This window comes from Thiorhodococcus minor, from assembly GCF_010820565.1.
GTDB classification, from domain to species: domain Bacteria; phylum Pseudomonadota; class Gammaproteobacteria; order Chromatiales; family Chromatiaceae; genus Thiorhodococcus; species Thiorhodococcus minor.
Genome location: NZ_JAAIJQ010000100.1, coordinates 1 through 17372 on the forward strand (window position 1 = coordinate 1; position 17372 = coordinate 17372).

Annotated in this window: 22 protein-coding genes; 17 read left to right on the top strand and 5 right to left on the bottom strand. The window is 66.0% G+C overall.

The features are described 5' to 3' along the window. The first annotated feature begins 229 nt into the window (after positions 1 to 229). Together G3446_RS22440 and G3446_RS22445 are read left to right on the top strand one after the other, a co-directional pair. Entirely contained in the window at positions 230 to 1099 is an 870-nt protein-coding gene (locus tag G3446_RS22440) for a nucleotidyltransferase domain-containing protein (protein WP_164455481.1), read from the top strand. 80 nt (positions 1100 to 1179) lie between these two features. Further along, on the top strand, positions 1180 to 1695 hold the full coding sequence (locus tag G3446_RS22445) for a hypothetical protein (protein WP_164455483.1): 516 nt from the start codon (positions 1180 to 1182) through the stop codon (positions 1693 to 1695). Positions 1696 to 1737: 42 nt separating this feature from the next. Here the strand turns inward: G3446_RS22445 and G3446_RS22450 are convergent, their stop codons facing one another. Further along, positions 1738 to 2025, bottom strand: a complete 288-nt coding sequence (locus G3446_RS22450; RefSeq protein ID WP_164455485.1) for a WG repeat-containing protein — start codon at positions 2023 to 2025, stop codon at positions 1738 to 1740. Positions 2026 to 2046: 21 nt separating this feature from the next. Then, on the bottom strand, positions 2047 to 2292 hold the full coding sequence (locus G3446_RS22455) for a hypothetical protein (protein ID WP_164455487.1): 246 nt from the start codon (positions 2290 to 2292) through the stop codon (positions 2047 to 2049). A 300-nt stretch (positions 2293 to 2592) separates the two neighbouring features. Between G3446_RS22455 and G3446_RS22460 the strand changes: the two genes are divergently transcribed. The 15 genes from G3446_RS22460 to G3446_RS22525 all read left to right on the top strand — a co-directional run bounded on the left by G3446_RS22460 (position 2593) and on the right by G3446_RS22525 (position 14530). Then, a complete protein-coding gene (locus G3446_RS22460; protein WP_164455489.1) occupies positions 2593 to 3090 on the top strand; it encodes a DUF1648 domain-containing protein in 498 nt (165 codons plus the stop codon). A 594-nt stretch (positions 3091 to 3684) separates the two neighbouring features. Further along, on the top strand, positions 3685 to 4929 hold the full coding sequence (locus G3446_RS22465; protein ID WP_164455490.1) for an SLC13 family permease: 1245 nt from the start codon (positions 3685 to 3687) through the stop codon (positions 4927 to 4929). 56 nt (positions 4930 to 4985) lie between these two features. Then, positions 4986 to 5339 (top strand): metalloregulator ArsR/SmtB family transcription factor, encoded by a 354-nt coding sequence (locus G3446_RS22470; protein WP_164455492.1) that lies wholly within the window; start codon positions 4986 to 4988, stop codon positions 5337 to 5339. 199 nt (positions 5340 to 5538) lie between these two features. After that, a complete protein-coding gene (pstS, locus tag G3446_RS22475; RefSeq protein WP_164455494.1) occupies positions 5539 to 6606 on the top strand; it encodes a phosphate ABC transporter substrate-binding protein PstS in 1068 nt (355 codons plus the stop codon). 36 nt (positions 6607 to 6642) lie between these two features. Beyond that, the gene (locus tag G3446_RS22480) at positions 6643 to 7182 is read left to right on the top strand and encodes an NAD(P)/FAD-dependent oxidoreductase (protein ID WP_164455497.1); all 540 of its coding nucleotides are present in this window, start codon (positions 6643 to 6645) and stop codon (positions 7180 to 7182) included. Further along, positions 7179 to 8261, top strand: coding sequence for an ACR3 family arsenite efflux transporter (gene arsB / locus G3446_RS22485; RefSeq protein WP_209262580.1), 1083 nt, complete (start codon positions 7179 to 7181; stop codon positions 8259 to 8261). The genes G3446_RS22480 and arsB overlap by 4 nt, the downstream gene beginning before the upstream one ends. A gap of 122 nt (positions 8262 to 8383) precedes the next feature. Then, positions 8384 to 9304 carry a sulfurtransferase gene (locus G3446_RS22490; protein WP_164455499.1) on the top strand — a complete coding sequence of 307 codons (921 nt, stop codon included), beginning with the start codon at positions 8384 to 8386 and terminating at the stop codon, positions 9302 to 9304. 95 nt (positions 9305 to 9399) lie between these two features. Then, positions 9400 to 9921 carry a phosphatase domain-containing putative toxin gene (locus G3446_RS22495; protein ID WP_164455501.1) on the top strand — a complete coding sequence of 174 codons (522 nt, stop codon included), beginning with the start codon at positions 9400 to 9402 and terminating at the stop codon, positions 9919 to 9921. Next, positions 9918 to 10931: an ArsJ-associated glyceraldehyde-3-phosphate dehydrogenase gene (locus G3446_RS22500; RefSeq protein WP_164455503.1), complete on the top strand. Its 1014-nt coding sequence runs from the start codon at positions 9918 to 9920 to the stop codon at positions 10929 to 10931. Before G3446_RS22495 ends, G3446_RS22500 begins: the two co-directional genes overlap by 4 nt. A 3-nt stretch (positions 10932 to 10934) precedes the next feature. Next, on the top strand, positions 10935 to 12260 hold the full coding sequence (gene arsJ, locus G3446_RS22505; protein ID WP_164455505.1) for an organoarsenical effux MFS transporter ArsJ: 1326 nt from the start codon (positions 10935 to 10937) through the stop codon (positions 12258 to 12260). Continuing rightward, entirely contained in the window at positions 12253 to 13206 is a 954-nt protein-coding gene (locus G3446_RS22510; RefSeq protein ID WP_164455507.1) for a permease, read from the top strand. Before arsJ ends, G3446_RS22510 begins: the two co-directional genes overlap by 8 nt. Before the next feature lie 13 nt (positions 13207 to 13219). Next, on the top strand, positions 13220 to 13435 hold the full coding sequence (locus G3446_RS28375; RefSeq protein ID WP_164455508.1) for a GDCCVxC domain-containing (seleno)protein: 216 nt from the start codon (positions 13220 to 13222) through the stop codon (positions 13433 to 13435). Positions 13436 to 13457: 22 nt separating this feature from the next. Then, positions 13458 to 13694 (top strand): thioredoxin family protein, encoded by a 237-nt coding sequence (locus G3446_RS22520; protein WP_164455510.1) that lies wholly within the window; start codon positions 13458 to 13460, stop codon positions 13692 to 13694. Between the two features lie 36 nt (positions 13695 to 13730). Continuing rightward, positions 13731 to 14054 carry a class I SAM-dependent methyltransferase gene (locus G3446_RS28825; RefSeq protein ID WP_280818874.1) on the top strand — a complete coding sequence of 108 codons (324 nt, stop codon included), beginning with the start codon at positions 13731 to 13733 and terminating at the stop codon, positions 14052 to 14054. Then, on the top strand, positions 13979 to 14530 hold the full coding sequence (locus G3446_RS22525) for a methyltransferase domain-containing protein (protein WP_280818875.1): 552 nt from the start codon (positions 13979 to 13981) through the stop codon (positions 14528 to 14530). The genes G3446_RS28825 and G3446_RS22525 overlap by 76 nt, the downstream gene beginning before the upstream one ends. A 6-nt stretch (positions 14531 to 14536) precedes the next feature. On the opposite strand, the gene G3446_RS22530 is transcribed toward G3446_RS22525, so the two are convergent. Genes G3446_RS22530 through lepB form a run of 3 tightly spaced genes read right to left on the bottom strand, consistent with a single transcriptional unit; the run spans position 14537 to position 16762 of the window. Next, on the bottom strand, positions 14537 to 14998 hold the full coding sequence (locus G3446_RS22530; RefSeq protein ID WP_245232692.1) for a TraU family protein: 462 nt from the start codon (positions 14996 to 14998) through the stop codon (positions 14537 to 14539). 11 nt (positions 14999 to 15009) lie between these two features. Continuing rightward, positions 15010 to 16200 (bottom strand): TrbC family F-type conjugative pilus assembly protein, encoded by a 1191-nt coding sequence (locus G3446_RS22535; protein WP_342450193.1) that lies wholly within the window; start codon positions 16198 to 16200, stop codon positions 15010 to 15012. A 10-nt stretch (positions 16201 to 16210) separates the two neighbouring features. Beyond that, positions 16211 to 16762: a signal peptidase I gene (gene lepB, locus G3446_RS22540; RefSeq protein ID WP_342450194.1), complete on the bottom strand. Its 552-nt coding sequence runs from the start codon at positions 16760 to 16762 to the stop codon at positions 16211 to 16213. Positions 16763 to 17372 lie beyond the last annotated feature (610 nt).

Below are 17372 nucleotides of genomic sequence, written 5' to 3' on the forward strand. Positions count from 1 at the left end.
TCTTCGGTGTTGAGACTGATAGCGTTGCAACGCTTCATCGGCATGCTCCTACAAGGTTCCTGTGAAGACGCATTATTGTAACATAATCATAGCTTTAGGCGCTAAGTCCATGGCATTGGGAGTGACTCTGGCACAAGCAGGACGCTCAGGCGAGCGATCAACCGTCCATCCAAGCGGTGACCGTTCGGGGCTTGGAGGGACTCACCGTTTGAGGAGCAGACAGCGACCCATGGAGCCCACCAGCGAACATCCCATCGATCCCGCGATCCGCGCCGAGATTCTGGAGCAGCTGCGCGCCATCGAGGCCGAGCACCGGGTCCAGGTGCTCTATGCCTGCGAATCGGGCAGTCGCGGCTGGGGCTTCGCCTCCCCGGACAGCGACTACGACGTGCGCTTCCTCTATGTCCATGCCCTGCCCTGGTACCTGCGGGTAGCGCCGGGGCGCGATGTCATCGAGCGGCCCTTGACGGCAGTGCTCGACATCAACGGCTGGGAGCTGCGCAAGGCGCTCGGACTGCTGAAAAAGGGCAATGCGACCCTGATCGAATGGCTCGACTCGCCGGTGGTCTACCGGGCGGATCCGGTCTTCCTGGAGGCGCTGCGCACCCTCGCCCGTGAGGTCCACCAGCCCGAGCGATCCTTCCATCACTACGTCCACATGGCCCGGCGCAACCATCGAGAGTTCCTCACCCGAGAGCAGGTGCGGCTGAAGAAGTATCTCTATGTGCTGCGCCCCCTGCTGGCGACCCTCTGGATCGAGCAGGGACGCGGCCCGGCGCCGACGCGCTTCGCGACCCTGGTGGAGGCGCTGATCGGCGATCCGGAACTGCACGCGGCCATCGATGCGTTGCTCCGGATCAAGCGCTCGGCGCGGGAGTCGGAGTATGGTCCGCCCCAGCCCGTCATTGATGCCTTCATCACGGGCGAGCTGGCACGGCTGGAGGCGGTGCCGCCGCCGCGCTCGCCGCCATTCGATGGCGCTGGGCTGGATCGCTTGCTGTTGGAGACCGTGCTGAATCGCGGACTGTCGGCGACGGCTGACAGCGCTGGCGAGGCGAACGGCGAACTCAGCGGACAGGACACGTCCAGAGGATGCTGATGCGCCAAAGGGTCACCTTTGAAAGACGATCCGCAGCGCTCTAGACGGCGCCCGATACCACCGACCAAGGAGCCAACCGCGTGCAGTCCCTTCCCGACGCCTACCAAGACCTCCTGACCCCGCTGATCGCACAGGCCCGGCGCATGCTCGAGCAGGGCGAATCACTGATCCCCTTCGCCTTCGTCGGCAACCTGGCACGGCACGCGGTGCAACCGGTCGCGCTGCGTACCGACGGCGAGGCCGGGAAGGACGCTTCGGCGGCGCAGATCCGCCAGATCGCCCAGCAGGTCCAGGCCGACTTCGTCTTCGTCATCACCGAGGCCTGGACACTGCCGCCCGAGCAGGCGCATCGCTATGAAGCCATCCTCGCCGAGTACGGCTCGATCGGCGCCTCACCGGATCGCATCGACAGCGTTTCCTTCGCGTTGGAGACGGACCGGGGGATGTGGGCGGCACAGGTGCCGCTCAAGGCGAGCCGTCAGGCGCCGGGGGCGCGCACCTTCGCCACGCCCCGCTTTACACGCTTTAGCGAGGTCGGCGGGCGGCTCACCGGGCTCCTCGGCAGCGCGGCGCAGACGGAGCGGACGTTGCACTGAGCGCCGCTGAGCGCCAGACGTGGCGTGCTCCCCGCAACGCTCTCAGCGCGCCCGCGCCTGCGCCTCGCGAAGCTGCACCGGGACGACTTCCCGGCCCTGACGGTCGATCCAGCCCCAGCGTCCACCGCTCACGCGGCTGTGCTCGCCGTCCTGAAGCGGCCGACAGCCGCGACAGACCAGCGCCCTGCCCTGCGCAAAGGGCCAGCCCCAGTCGTAGCGCGGGCCGATGACCTCTCGGAAGTGGACGTCGACATAGAGGATGCGGCCCGCGCGTCGGGAGCGGACCAGCCCCTCGGCGAAGGGATCCGGGCCATTGTCCAGTGTCGCCACGGGCAAGGCGGCGCCCGAAGGCTAAACGTAGTACCAACGTCCCGCGACCCAGACGCTCGCGAGTCCCTCTGTTTCATAGCGCATCTGCTGAAGATGCGTTGGCGCCAGGATCAGCTGCTCGCCCTCGCGGGCCGCGCACGCGGCGTGCGACGCCAGCTCGGCGTCAGCGGTCCGCGCGACAGAGGCGCAGGTCAGCGGGAAGCCGGCGGCGCCGGTGAAGGCACTCCAGAGCAGGAGCGCGAGTGTCGTTGGAGCGCGCTGTCCCATGGCGGTCGGCCAGTCCAGTCATCTCCGGGGAAGCCCAAGCCTCACACAGCCGGTCAGTTCTCGACCAGTCGCCGCGTCGACCATGGCAGACAGTCGGTTACAGCCACATGACACAGCTTATCCACAACTCCATGCAGAGGATCTGGGGACAAGCGCGCGACGCGGCTCGACGACATCGTCGGTCGTCGTATGATGCGTCTGGTTTAGGGGGGAAGGGAGATTTGCCATCCGGTCTGATCGACACGGGGTCGTCTTGGCGTGGCGCTCCCCGCTTCTCAGGTGATGGGAGGTCTCGAAAACATGCGTGTCGCGCTCACCCTGAGCTTTGCGGCCAATCTACTTCTGGCCTTCGTCTCCGCCCTGGTCCTACCGGAGCGGGTGGCCATTCATTTCGCCTGGGGCGGTGCCGCCGACGGCTGGGCCGCTCGGCTCGACAGCGTCCTCTGGACGCTCGCTCTGGACACCCTGCTCTTCCTGACCTTCTGGCTCTCGCCCGCGTGGCTGCGCCGAACGCCAGTCCACTGGGTCAATCTGCCCAACCGCACCTATTGGCTGAGCCCCGAGCGGCGCGAAGCGACCATCGCCCGCTTCAGCCAGCGACTCTGGGCCTTCGGCACGGCGCTCTTCCTCTTCCTGCTGGCCGTTGGGCTCTTGACCCTCGCGGCCAACCTCGCCGACCCCGTTCGGCTCGATCAGCCGCTGTTCCTCGCCGCGCTTGGGATCTTTCTGGCCTACACGCTCTACTGGACTGTGGCCCTGATCCGGGACTTTCGGCTGCCGACGGACTCGGGCACCTAGCTTGCCGTGCGGTCAGCCGAGGTCAGTTCCAGTGGACGCCGGGGTCCGTTTGCCTCGGCGCAGGGAAGAGTGCTATTTGATCCCTACGGGCGACGGCCGTGTCTCATCAGCGGTCACTGATCTATTTGAGCCCAGCGACGAGGGAACCCCGAATAGCGGACGCTCACGCGTGCGTCGTCGGAAGTTACTCCGACGAACCGAGCGGTTAATTGCGTCTGCATGGCGACCGGCCGGTGCTGCTCGAAGAGCGGTCACTGGAGCAGGGAGGACTGAGAAGGAGCAAAGAAGCGCCTGCCCAACAGGCGCCCGTTGAGTTGATACCTCGGTGGGTGGCGAGCGACGAGGAATGGAGCGGCAGCCAACGAGCCCAACATGCGCGGTTTGCAGGCGCTTTCGATCAGAGGAGGCCGCCGCGCTTGCGTGGCAGCAGAGGACGAACGACATACAGGCGACCGGTCTTGCGGCGCGCTCCTCGGTCGAGACGCTCGCGACGGCCATTCCAGAGAGTCGATGACGTCCAACCTGAGCCCGCGAGACCGACGCCCAGCTATGCTTCGGCCCTTGCCTTCATATAGCCGCAGGGTCTCTCAAGCCTTGACCGCCTTCATCGTCGTTGTTTTCCTGCTGGTCTATCTCGGCCTGTTCCTGGGCGGCTTGCCGTTCCTCCAGCTCGACCGCACCGGGGTGGTACTGCTCGGAGCGATCGCCTTGATCGCCACCGAGGTCGTTCCCCTCGCGCAGGTCGGAGAGGTCGTCCACCTCCCCACGCTTGCCCTCCTGTTCGCCTTCATGGTGATCTCGGCGCAACTGCGCCTGGGCGGCTTCTACGACTGGCTGGTCGCGTGGCTGGATCGCCGAGCGCTCGCTCCGCCCGCCTTGCTGGGTGCCGTGATTGCACTCGCCGCGGTGCTCTCCGCGGTCTTCAGCAACGACATCGTCTGTCTGGCGATGGCGCCGGTGCTCGCCCAGGCGTGCCGAGCGCGCGGCTATGCCCAGCTGCCACACCTACTTGCCCTGGCTTGCGCAGCCAATCTCGGCTCGGCGGCGACGCTGATCGGCAACCCGCAGAACATGCTAATCGGAGAGGTGCTGCGGCTTAACTTCGGCGCCTATCTGCGGGTGGCAACCCTGCCGCTGCTCCTCGGCTCGATCGCGACCTGGGCGATCATTGCCTGGCTGAGCCGCGGGCGTTGGCACGAGGTCGGGCTGTCCGCCCGACCGCCGCGTGCGCGACGCGCTGACGATGTCGGCGTTGCACTCGACCGCTGGCAGACCCTCAAGGGCCTGACGGTGGCCGCCCTGCTCTGCGCCGCGTTCCTCTGGGTGCCCTGGCCGCGCGACCTGCTCGCCCTGGCCGGGGCAGGACTCCTGCTGACCAGCCGCCGGCTGCATTCCCGGCATATGCTCGGGCTGGTCGACTGGCAGCTCCTGGTGCTCTTCGTCGGCCTCTTCATCGTCAACCATGCCCTGCAGCAAACGGGCCTGCCGGCCCAAGCCGTGGCCCTGCTTGTCGGGGCGGGATTCGACCTGCAGACGCCGGCGCCGCTCTTCGCTGCGAGCGCTCTGCTGAACAATCTGGTCTCCCTCGTCCCGGCGGTGATGCTCTTGCTGCCGGTGGCGAATGCGCCGCTCGATGGGCCCCTCCTCGCGCTCTCGAGCACCCTCGCCGGCAACCTGCTCCTGATCAGCAGTATCGCCAACCTCATCGTGGTGCAGGCGGCGGCCCAGCAAGGCGTGCGCATCGACTGGCATGCTCATGCACGGGTCGGTCTTCCGGTGACGTTGGTTACGCTCGGGATCACGGCGATCGCCTCATGGGCCCGGCTCGCGATCGGCTGAGGATCAAGCGTCGAATTGTCTGGACGATATATATCTATGACGATATATTCCATCGCATGCATCTTCGTCCAACCGATCTCTTCGCCGCCTTGGCGAACGATACCCGCCTGCGCTGCCTGATGCTGCTCGCGGCGCATGAGGAGCTGTGCGTCTGCGAGCTGACCCACGCGACCGGGACGGCTCAGCCGCATGTCTCACGTCATCTTGCCCAACTGCGTGAGCTAGGACTGGTATCGGACCGGCGCGAGGGGCTTTGGGTCTACTACCGTATCCATCGTGCGCTTCCCGACTGGGCGCGCCGCGTCCTGGAGGAAACGGCCGCTGGCGTAAGTATGCAGTCGCCTTTCGCCGATGATGCTCAAGCGCTTGCGCGGATGCCCAATCGCCCATCGGCCCAACGCTGCGCCTGAGGAACAGCGCGCCGCAAGACGCACAGCACCGTACCCGCCCAAGTCAGTGGACCCACGATAGGCACCTCGCGATGGATGACGGGATGCAAGGACAGACTGGAGGAGTGCGACCGTAAACATATCGTAATTTGAATATATGAATTATCGTATATTCTTTGCGCCGCATGTTAAGTCAACGCCATCCGATCTGGAGAACCTCATGGCCAGAGCCATCACGCACACCCTACCAAGCCTCCTCGCGGCGCTGACGCTGATTACGCTCAGCGGCTGTGAGAAGGCCGCTGAGAACGCGCCTGCGGCATCATCTGCGGAACCCACCATGCACATCAGCGGCGCCGGCTCGTCGTTCGCCGCTCCCATGTTCAACAAGTGGCTCGAGGTCTACGCCACGGATCATCCGGACCTGACGCTCGGCTACGACTCGGTGGGCAGCGGCGAGGGCATCGATCGCTTCCTCGCCGGCACCGTGGATATCGGCGCGACGGATGCGCCGCTGCGCCCGGACGAGGCCGACAAGGTCGGAGGTCCCTATCTACAGCTCCCGGTTACCGCCGGCATGATCGCCATCGCCTACAACCTGCCCGGCGTCAGCGGGCCGCTCAACCTGCCGCGCGATGTCTATGTCGATATCTTCCGCGGCACGCTGGATCGTTGGGACGATCCGCGCCTCGCCGCCGCCAACCCCGGTGTCGCGCTGCCGCACAAGCTGATCCAAGTGGTCGCCCGTCAGGACTCGAGCGGCACCACCTTCGCCTTCACCAACCACCTGGCCGGGATCAGCGACCAGTGGGGCGCCGGGGTCGGCAAGCTGATCGACTGGCCCGGCGGGACCATGGTCGCGCGCGGCAACGAGGGCGTCGCCGGCCGGATCAAGATCACCGAGGGCTCGATCGGCTATGTCGAGGCCGGCTTCGCCCAGCGCCTGCATCTGCCGCTGGCCTGGCTGGAGAACCGGGCCGGCGGCTTCGTCGCCCCGAACGCCGAGACCGGTCAGCGCGGATTGGTCAGCGGTTCGGACGCGATCCCGGACGATCTTGCCATGACCGTCACCGACCCGCTCGGTTCCCGCTCCTATCCCATCGTGACCTATAGCTGGGCGCTACTGCGCACCGGCGATGGCGACGAGGCCAAGCGCAGGGCCGTCAAAGAGCTGATCGGCTGGGTCCTGACCGACGGCCAAGCCTATGCCGACGCCCTGTGGTACGTGTCGCTGCCGAGCAACGTGGTCCAGGGCGCCTTGGCCAAGCTGCAAGCGACCCATCACTGATGGGGCGGGCGCCCTCGCCAACGGGAGACCTTGACGATGAAACGCTGTCTCATCATCGGCGGCAGTGACGCCGGCATCAGCGCGGCCTTACGCGCCCGCGAGCTGGATCGCGAAGTGGAGCTGACACTGGTGGTCGCCGACCGCTATCCGAACTTCAGCATCTGCGGCATCCCCTATTTCCTGAGCGGCGAGGTGGCGTCGGCCGATGACCTGGCCCATCGCAAGGCCGCGGACATCGAGGCCCAGGGGATACGGCTGCTGCCGAAGCACCACGCGACCCGCATCGACCCCGATGGACGCCGTGTCGAGGTGCGCCGCCCCGGAGGTGAGAGCGAGACGCTACCCTATGACAAGCTGCTGCTGGGCACCGGCGCGGTGTCCATCCGTCCGCCCCTGCCAGGGATCGACCTGCCCGGCGTGTTTCCGTTGCGCTGGATGGGCGACACCCTGGCGCTCGAGGACTTCCTGGTGAGTCTCCCGATAGGATCCCTCGACCGACTCAAGCTCCAGCAGAAGCTCGACGATATCGGCCGCGCGACCTTCTCCGAGAAAGATGCGGGAGCCCCCGCGTCATGAGCACCCAATGTGAAGTGACGGTCAAGCAAGCCGCGGGTGCCAAGCTGGGCATTTTCGAGCGGTGGCTCACGCTCTGGGTGGCGCTGTGCATCGTCGCTGGGATCACGCTCGGGCACTTCCTCCCAGGCGTCTTCCAGTCCATCGGCGCCTTGGAGGTGGCCCAGGTCAACCTGCCCGTGGCGGTGCTGATCTGGCTGATGATCGTGCCGATGCTGCTGAAGATCGACTTCGCCGCGCTGCATCGGGTGCGCGAGCATTGGCGCGGCGTCGGTGTGACCCTGTTCGTCAACTGGGCGGTCAAGCCGTTTTCCATGGCCTTGCTGGGCTGGATCTTCATCCGCCACGTCTTCGCCCCCTATCTCCCAGCGGAGCAGCTCGATTCCTACGTCGCCGGGCTGATCCTGCTGGCGGCGGCCCCCTGCACGGCGATGGTCTTCGTCTGGAGCAACCTCTCCGACGGTGAGCCCCATTTCACCCTAACGCAGGTGGCGCTCAACGACACCATCATGGTCTTCGCCTTCGCGCCCATCGTCGGACTACTGCTCGGGCTGTCCGCGATCACGGTGCCCTGGAGCACCCTGTTCCTGTCCGTGGTGCTCTATATCCTCATCCCGGTCGCCTTCGCCCACTGGTGGCGCAAGCGTCTGCTGGCGAAGGGCGGTGAGGCGACGCTGCAGCGGGTCCTGGCGCGCCTGCAACCGATCTCGTTGATCGCCCTGCTGGCGACCCTGGTGCTGCTGTTCGGCTTTCAGGGCGAGCAGATCTTGGAACAGCCCCTGATCATCGCGATGCTCGCGGTGCCGATCCTGATCCAGGTCTATTTCAACTCCGGTCTGGCCTATCTGCTCAACCGACAGGTCGGCGAGGCCCATTGCGTCGCGGCCCCGTCGGCGCTGATCGGTGCCAGCAACTTCTTCGAGCTGGCCGTGGCCGCCGCGATCAGCCTCTTCGGCTTCGATTCCGGCGCGGCACTGGCCACCGTGGTGGGCGTGCTGGTGGAGGTGCCGGTCATGCTCTCGGTGGTTGCCATCGTCAACCGAAGCAAGGGCTGGTACGAACGCCACGCCGCGCAAGCCTGACGCCTGAGCGAAGTTTCAATCAGGCCCGGACTGCGCATCCGAATCCCGCTCGTCGGCTCGGAATGCCCGTTGCGAGCCGGTGATTCCGTCCATGTTCGCACGCTGATCGCAGGAGAGCACCCATGATCCAATCCCTGAGATTCCTCCTGCTGATCGCCGCGTTCGGAGCCGCTCCGGCTTATGCGGCCCCTGCCTACCTCGTCGATGCCGACTGGCTCGCCGAGCACATCGAGGACGGCGATCTCGTGGTGCTGGAGGTACGTTATCACCCGCACCGCTATTTGACTGTCGGCCACATCCCCGGTGCGGTGCAGGTCCAACGCTTCAAGGATCTGGGCGACAATACCGCCAACCCCTTGATGCGCTTTCCGTCCAAGGACGCCTTCCAGGGCACGTTGCGCCGCTGGGGCATCAACGACGGCTCCACCCTGGTGCTCTACGACGACGCGCGCACGGCGCTTGCCTCGCGCCTGTACTTTCTGCTCGCGCTCTACGGCTTTCCGATGGAGCAGGTCAAGGTGCTCAACGGCGGCACGGTCGAGTGGACCGCCTTCAACGAGCTCAGCCAGGAGCCGGTCGCACGGGCACCGGGCGACGTCACCCTCAAGGAGGCCGATACCGATCTGCTCGCGGAATGGACGGACGTCTACGATGACGTCGTCTCGCGCCGCGACCCCGATGTGATACTGCTCGATGCCCGTCCGCACGACATGTACACCGGCGCGGTCATCCGCCACTCCATCGCCGGGGGCCACATCCCTGGCGCGGTCAACGTCGTGAGCCTCGATGGAACCGACGCCCAGGCGCAGACCTGGCTCGGCGACGAGGCCCTGACCGCCCTCTATCGCGAGATTCCCAAGGGCAAGACCCTCTACGTCTATTGCCACGACGGCTTCCGCATGAGCCTGGCCTGGATGCAGCTCAGGCACCTGGGCTACACGGACGTGCGCCTCTACAACGGCGGCTGGTCGCACTGGGGTAACACGCTGACGCTGCCCATTGTGGAGGGCGAGAAACCGCTTGATGGCGATTTCGCGCTCTGAGCCCGTGGCGATGCGCCCATGTCCATCCGAGATGCGTTGGCGTCCGCCGACGCTGTCTCGGCACTGAAGAGTCGACGCGAGGTCGAGCGATCCAGATGACCACACACCCCTATGACGTACTTCCCCTTGCCGAGGGAGCCAGACTGATCTTCACCCCCTGTCCGGGCACCAAGGGCGTGGGCCTTGCCGAATCGATCGCACAGCTGCGTCAGGCCGGCGCGGAGGCCGTCATCAGCATGACGCCCAGTGACGAGCTGGAGACGCTCGAGGTTGCGGCCCTGCCCGAAGCGGTTGCCGAGACCGGCATGCGCTGGTTCCACCTGCCCATCGAGGACGATGCGGCGCCAGGGCATGGGTTCGAACAGGCGTGGGCGACCCATCGAGACGCTGTGATGGCGCTGGTGTCGCGCAAGAATGGTCTTGCCATTCACTGCCGCGGGGGCTCCGGGCGGACCGGGCTCATGGCGGCGCTCATCCTGCGCGAGCTGGGGATGGACGGCGCACGAGCCGATGGGCTGGTCAAGGGCCTGCGTCCCAAGGCCCTGACGGTGCCGGCGCACATCGACTACCTGGCCGTGTGTGACGGCCGACACCGAGAACAGGAGCAATCCCAGTGACTATCAAGATCGGCATCAACGGCTTCGGCCGCATGGGCAGGCTCGGCCTGCGCGCGGCCCTCGGCCAGGTCGGCGACGCACCGGACATGCGCTTCCTCCAGATCAACGAGATCGCCTGCGACGCGTCGGGCTCCGCCCATCTGCTGCAGTTCGACTCCGTGCACGGACCTTGGGGGCATGACTGCAGCGGCGACGGCGAGGCGCTGCGTATCGATGGTCAGGCGCTGCGCTACAGCCGCGACAAGACCATCCCCGAGACCGATTGGTCCGGCTGCGACATCGTCGTCGAGGCCACCGGCAAGCACCACAAGCAGCCGGAGCTGTTGCAGGCCTACTTCGAGCAAGGGGTGAAGAAGGTCGTCGTGGCCGCCCCGACCAAGGGCGCGCTGGATATCGTCTACGGCGTCAACCACCACCGCTACGACCCCACCGAGCACCATCTGGTGACGGCGGCCTCCTGCACCACCAACTGCCTGGCGCCGGTGGTCAAGGTAATGCATGAGCAGGTGGGCATCCTGCACGGCTGCATGACCACGATCCACAACATCACCAACACCCAGCGCATCGTCGACCTGGGCCACAAGGACCTGCGCCGGGCGCGCGCCTGCGGCCAATCCCTGATCCCGACCACCACCGGCTCGGCCAAGGCCATCGCCAAGATCTTTCCGGAGCTCGAGGGCAAGCTGAACGGCCATGCGGTGCGGGTGCCGCTGCTCAACGCCTCGCTGACCGATTTCGTCTTCGAGGCCGCGCGGGCGGTCACCGCCGAGGAGATCAATGCCCTGTTCAAGGCGGCTGCCGAGGGCGAGCTGGCCGGCATCCTCGGCTACGAGGAGCGTCCGCTGGTGTCTGTCGATTATCTCAACGACGCCCGCTCATCGATCGTCGACGCCCCATCCACCATGGTCATCGACGATACCCAGGTGAAGGTCTATGCCTGGTACGACAACGAGTGGGGCTATGTGAACCGCATGATGGACATCGTGCGCATGGTGGCGAGGAGCCTCTGATCCATGAACGCCACCACGCGCAATTATTTGACGGTCACCGCCGGTTACTGGGCCTTCACCATCACCGACGGCGCCATCCGCATGCTGGTGGTGCTCTATTTCCATCTGCTCGGTTACTCGCCCTTCGAGGTGGCGATGCTGTTCCTCTTCTACGAGGTGTTCGGCATCGTCACCAACCTGATCGGTGGCTGGCTCGGCGCGCGCATCGGGCTCAACCTGACCATGCACATCGGCATGGGATTGCAGGTGGTCGCGCTGCTGATGCTGACGGTGCCGGACCTCTGGCTGTCAGTACCTTACGTGATGGTCGCCCAGGCGCTCTCCGGCATCGCCAAGGATCTGAACAAGATGTCCGCCAAGGCCTCGGTCAAGTCGCTGACCGGCCAGGGTGCGGCGGGCGAGTCGAAGCTCTTCAAGTACGTCGCCATCCTGACGGGGTCGAAGAACGCGCTGAAGGGCGCCGGCTTCTTCGCCGGCGCGGCGCTGCTGCAATGGATCGGATTCCGCGGCGCGCTGCTGGTGCTGGCGGGCCTGCTGTTGGTGGTGCTGGCCATCACGGCGCTGTTGCTGCCGTCCGGTGTCGGCAAGCTCAAGGAGAAGGCGAAATTCACCCAGGTCTTCTCGAATACGCCAGCCGTGAATTGGCTGTCGGCGGCGCGCTTCTTCCTGTTCGGCGCCCGTGACGTCTGGTTCGTCGTCGCACTGCCGGTATTCCTCTACGAGGTGCTCGGCTGGTCCTTCATGGAGGTGGGAGGCTTCTTGGCGGCCTGGGTCATCGGCTACGGCTTCGTGCAGGCGGCCGCCCCCGGACTCCTGCGCCGTGGCCATCAGGGCGCAGGACCCGACGGCGGTACGGCCCGCGCCTGGGCACTGGTGCTGCTGCTGGTCCCCGTCGGCATCGCGCTCGGTATGACGCACGGCCTGGGGCTCGCGCCGGAGCTGGCGGCTCGGCTGACCGATCTCACGCGCGCCGACTTCGGTTGGCTCGCCGAGGCGTCCGCGGCCGAGATTCAAGGCGCCGTGCTAATCGCCGGGCTGGTGCTCTTCGGGATCTTGTTCGCGATCAACTCCGCCGTGCACTCCTACCTGATCTTGGCCTACTCGGACTTCCGCAAGGTCTCCATGAACGTGGGCTTCTACTACATGGCGAACGCCGGCGGACGGCTCGCCGGCACCGTGCTGTCCGGGCTTGTCTATCAGACCCAGGGACTGACCGGCTGCCTGTGGTGGTCCGCCGGATTCGTGGCGGCGGCCTGGGTCTTGTCGTGGCCGCTGCCCGAGGTTGCGGCCGGATCGGATCGCCAGGACCGGAGGGCCGTCGATGTTTGAGCGCTTGGGGAACCTGGTCGCCTATGTCCTGCTGGGGCTGAAGCCCGGCTCGGCAGCGGGTGACGCCGTGCAATTCTTCGTCATGGACGTGGCCAAGATCTTCGTGCTCTTGGTCGCCGTCATCTATGTCATGGGACTCCTGCGCGCCATGCTTTCGCCCGAGCGGGTGCGTGCCTTTGTGCGCGGCCGCCCGGACTGGCAGGCCCGCGGCATGGCCGTGACCCTCGGAGCGGTCACACCCTTCTGCTCCTGCTCCTCGGTGCCGCTCTTCATCGGCTTCGTCGAGGCTGGTATCCCACTCGGGGTGACCTTCTCCTTTCTGATCGCGAGCCCGATGATCAACGAGGTCGCCGCTGTCATCCTGGTTGGCATCCTGGGCTGGAAGCTCGCCGCACTCTATGTGGCGGCGGGCTTGTTGGTTGCCTGGCTCGGCGGCATCGCCATGCAGGTCTTCCGCCCCGAGCGCTGGGTCGAGGACTACGTCTGGAAGATCCGGATGGGCGAAGCGGCCATGGCCGAGCCGGACACCAGCCTGATGGGGCGCCATCGCTACGCGGTCGGCGAGGTCAAGGAGATCGTGGGGCGCATCTGGCGCTGGGTGCTGATCGGCATCGGTGTCGGCGCGCTCTTCCACGGCTTCGTGCCGGCGGCTTGGGTGACCGAGCACCTGGGCGGCGATGACTGGACGACGGTCCCGGCGGCGGTCCTCCTGGGGATCCCGCTCTATTCCAATGCGACCGGCATCATACCGGTCGCCGAGGCGATGCTGACCAAGGGCGTCGCTGTCGGGACCACCCTGGCCCTGATGATGAGCGTCGCGGCTCTTTCATTGCCGGAGATGCTCATCCTGCGCAAGGTCATCCGCTGGCCGGCGCTCGCCCTCTTCGCCGGGGTACTTGCCATCGCCTTCACCCTGGTGGGGTGGGGCTTCAATCTGATCGTTTGAGAGATTCATCCCTTTGGACATCACCCTGCAATCGACCATCACCTGTCCTGAATGCGGCTTTTCCAGGGAGGAGACTATGCCGACCGATGCGTGCACCTGGTACTGGGAGTGCCCCCGATGCAATGCGCTCCTTCGACCGAAGCAGGGCGATTGCTGCGTGTATTGCTCGTACGGGAACGTTCCCTGTCCCCCGGTTCAAGAGTCGGGTAAGGGGGGGTGCTGCGACTGACTGTCTGACATGAGGTGAAGCGATGAAAAACATCAAGGTACTCGGCAGTGGCTGCCGCAATTGCGAGGTCACCGCCAATGTGATCGCACAGGCTGCCAAGGAGGCCGGCGTCGAGATCCAGCTCGAGAAGATCACGGACATGGCCGAGATCCTGGGCTATGGCGTCATGTCGACCCCCGGCGTCGTCCTCGACGGCAAGGTCGTGCACGCGGGCGGTATTCCGGGACCCGATCAGGTGCGGACCTGGGTACGCGACTAATCAAGAGGGGTAAACGACGCCCAGCGAGGAGCGATGATGAGCGAGCTCGACAATGACAAGATTCGCCAGGTGGTGCGAGACCGCTATGCGGTTATCGCCCAAGGTGCCGAGGCAGGATGCTGCGGTCCTTCGACCTGCTGCGGGACGCCGACGATCGACACGGCGGGCTTATCACAGGCGATGGGCTATGACGCGGCCGAGGTTCTGGCCGTCCCCGAGGGCGCAAACCTGGGGCTGGGCTGCGGCAATCCGCAGGCCATTGCGTCGCTCAAGCCGGGCGAGACATGCTCGATCTGGGCAGTGGGGCCGGCTTCGATGCCTTCCTGGCGGCGCGGCAAGTCGGCGACACCGGGCGGGTGATCGGTGTCGACATGACCCCGGCGATGCTGACCGAGGCCCGCGCGAACGCCGCTCAGGGCGACTACCGCAACACCGAGTTCCGTCTGGGCGAGATCGAGCACCTGCCGATCGCGGACGCGACGGTGGATGTCATTCTCTCCAACTGCGTCATCAACCTCTCGCCGGACAAGCCCCAAGTCTTCGCCGAGGCCTACCGTGTGCTCAAACCCGGCGGGCGGCTGGCGATCTCCGACGTGGTCGCGCTAGGCACGCTGCCGGAGCACCTGCGTGACGACCAGGCGCTCTACGCCGGCTGTATGGGCGGGGCGGTATCGATCGCCGAGCTGACGGCGATGCTGGAGCGAAGCGGCTTCATCGACGTCCGCATCAGCCCCAAGGACGCGAGCCGCGCCTTCATCCGCGACTGGGCGCCGGGAACGGCGATCGAGGACTTCGTGGTCTCTGCGACCATCGAACCGACATTCCGCACGCCATAACGTGTATTAACGAATTTTTTGTTGCTGATTTTCAGTGGGATCCCTGTCATCTCGCACACGGAGGATGAACAAATCGTCCGTCATCGTGGCTGAAAATCGTCGTTCCACCGCTCTCTCTCCAGCGCAAGGGCTTCCCTCAATGGTCTTATCGACGATCCGCGCCGGCTCCCACATCCCGATCACCACACCTGGACTCGGTAGCCCGGCCGGATCGGTGCAGGCGCACAGCGCCTGGTCGCTGGCACCGCTCGGCACGGATCCTCCCCCGATCGGCGCCCCGGCGATACGCAGCGGAGAGAGACAGCACCAGCAGATGTCGGTGATGAGCTTGGGGCCGAGCAGCTCGGTATCCGGGCAGACGGCGTTACCCAGACCGGTGGTGGTCTCGTCCTGGGCGCGCACGGTCAGGGCCAGCGCGAGCAGTAAACCAACCAGCACGGCGGCCTGAAGGAAGCGGCAGCTCAGCATTCTGCGCATCCTCAGCCCTCCGGCGGCCATTCGGCCACCACCAAGATGCCGTCATGCGACTCGACCATGGCGGGCACTCGCTCGATCTGGAAGCGGCGCTGGACGTCGGGAGTCAGCAGGTAGAGCGGATCCTGCAAGGCCGTCTGGACGGCGCGATAGCCTTCCCAGCCGGCGGCACGATCCAGCCGGGTCGCCAGATAGAGCGGCAACCGCCCATCGGCCCGACTCGCCGCGCCACGGCGCGCGACCTCGGCGACCTGACGTGGGTCGGTGGCATCGAAGACGAAGAGGCGCCGACGGAACGGCATGATGGCGAGTGGATCGACGCGCTCGCTGGCGCGGATCACGGTGGTCCCGTCCGGGAGGGTCACATCGGCCTGAGCGACAAGGGTCAGGTTCAGACGCCGCGCTCGAACCTGCTCGGCGGTCGGCAGCTCGGAAAACGAGGCCCGCTCCCAATAGCGCGCTAACGCTGCGTCACGCTGGGCGCTCCAGTCGATGCCGGACAGACGCCGCTGTAGCTCTGCAATCAGATCGGGCTCGCTGACGGCGACGGTAGGTTCGCGCAAGCCCAGATCACCGCGCCTGCCCTGCCCCACCTGCTCAAGGATCCAGTCCGGACGGCTGATGCCGCTGACGCGGGCGACCTCCTTTCCAGCCCCATCGGTGGCGATCAGCGTCGGCGCCACCTCGACCAAAGGGGTCTGGAAGGGACGTGGGTCGAGCTCCGCGCGCGGAACGGATCCGCTGTCGATGTCCTTGCACGCTTCACGCAGAAGGCCGTGGATCTGGCGGATGAAGGCACCCAGCGATTCGCCCGGCCCCACGCCACGAAAGACCACCCGCACCTCGGGCCGTCCGGACGCCTGCGCGAACAGCTCGCGCAGTTGAGCCTCACCCAGTGCGCGGGAAGCCAGGATGGTCACGGTCAGATCGGTGTCGGTGCCCGCCTGATCCGTTGGTTCTACATCGGACCTCAGAGGCATCACCAACGTTTGCTGGGCAGCTCGAAGATCCCGCAACCGGACCGACCAATCCTCCACGTTGCCCTGCTGCTCCATCAGCCACTTCGGACGCGGCGCCGTCAGCACCTGCTCCTGAATCTGGACCGCTTGATCGCGCAGTGCCGAATCTGGCAGCGCGCCATCGGCCCAGCTCTCGGCCATGACCAGGGTCGCCAGAGCACTGATCAGGACCGACACCCATTGCCCCTCAGAACAACGCATACGCCTTCCCCACGACCTGCGACTGCGGCAAGAAGCCCCAGTAGCGTGAGTCGAAGCTGTCCGCCGTCTCGCCGAGCATCCAGAAGTGCTCGACCGGCACCCGCTCGTGACGCAGGAAGATGGCGGGATCCTGCTTCAGCGTCTCCGCCAGGGCCAGTCCGTCAGCCATCCGCATCCCGTTGACCCAGGTGTGCTCGGGATCGACTGTCACCCAGTCTCCCGGCACCCCCGCCGCATGCTTGATCAGCAGTCGGCCGTCTCGGAACCAGGGCGCGAGTCCCTGGGCACGGAAGGCCACCAGATCGCCCTGGGTGATCTCCTCCGGCCCCTGCCAGGTATCGACCAGGAAGACGCGATAGGGGGCCAGACTCACCCGTGCCTGGGTGTCGATACCAAGGCGGTAGCGGGCGCTCCCGTAAAACGCGATGGCCAAGAGCACGAGCAGCAGGACAGACCACAGCCAGAGGAATCGCCGCGAGCGCCGCCGGATCGGCAGACGCGCGGCCCGCGTTCCGAAGCGTGCGCGGGGTCGTTGCACGAGAGGCTCAAGGCGCCGCATGCCGCTCCTCCCGATCTGTCAGGATCAGACCCTTTGGGGCAGCCAGGACAGCCTGGCGATCCAGGACCAGAAGCCCCTGCCCTGCCAGATGCTCGGCGGTTGTCCGATAGTGGTCCAAGAGCGCCTTCAACCGTGCAGGATCGGACTCGCGCGCGGCAGCGGACAGGTCGAGCACTAACGATCGGCGAACGCACCGCGAGCGTCATCTCCAGCTGGCGCTGCATCCAAACCAGCCCGGCAACAGTGACAGCCGCCGACAGTAGAAGCGCGAGCAGGATCGACGATCCGCCATGGTGCTCGAACATGCTCTGCGGTGCAGCGTGGATTTCAGCCATGCCCCCGCTCCTTCAGCAGCCGCAGAATCGCCTCGGTCACCGAAAACCCCTGTCGCCGCAGCCCATCGAGCGCCGCCACATCCCGCGGATGGGTCGAATAGAGGTAACTTCTCAATAATTCACGGCACAGCCTCAGCGGCCAAGATCCGTTCGCGCACGATGTCCGGCAAGGGCGGGATGTCTCCGACCTGTCCGATGCGGTCGTTGAGGTCGTCCCAGAAGGAAATCCCGAGTTTTCGGCAGGTCTTCTTGAG